This is a genomic window from Psychrobacter sp. 1U2 (assembly GCF_051847575.1).
Map to the genome: position 1 here is coordinate 1 of NZ_JBPYDC010001331.1, position 626 is coordinate 626.

Annotated in this window: 1 protein-coding gene; it reads left to right on the top strand. The window is 33.1% G+C overall.

Going from position 1 to position 626, the window contains the following annotated elements; all coding sequences use genetic code 11:
• Positions 1 to 626, top strand: a 626-nt coding sequence (locus tag ACS8FD_RS21920; RefSeq protein ID WP_439277422.1) for a hypothetical protein, incomplete at both ends; no start/stop codon positions are given.

The window sequence follows — 626 nt, forward strand, 5'->3', positions numbered from 1 at the left end:
GAACATTTATCAATAATTTGGGAATGGATTGATCAACAGTTTAGGCCAGTCGCAGCTATATTCGCTTCTTTTTTTGCTATTTTCTTCGCTTGGAGAAAAATAGGATATAAAGTAAATGTCACTTATGACATTACAGTTGCTGGTACATCTGAAGCAAGAATAAATAATATGGTCTTTCAAAACAAGAAAGATAAACCTCTAAGTATTTATAAGATATTTGCTATTTTTGATAAGAACTATTGTTTAGAAATATATAAGTGCTCTCCTCCACTGATTCTAAAGCCTTACGAATCTATCAGCGTAGAGACAGAAGAGTACAGCTACCTTAGTGTTGGTGAAGATAGATATTCCCCTGAATTTTGGGATGCAGAAATTTATGTTGAATCAGATGATAAGATAATAAAGTGTAGGGCAAAGCCACATAAGACATTAGCTTTTGACTATATGAAAATTTCGAAAACAATTAACAGGTTCAACGATGTTGTTTACACCGATAACGTTGCGTATATTTTAGTATATGCTGTTAATAATGTAGATAAAACAGCCTTTCTTTATGACTCGGGGGTGATACTACATGAATGGGATTTTCATTTTAATGGAATAAAGCTCAGCGGAGAAAAGCTAGA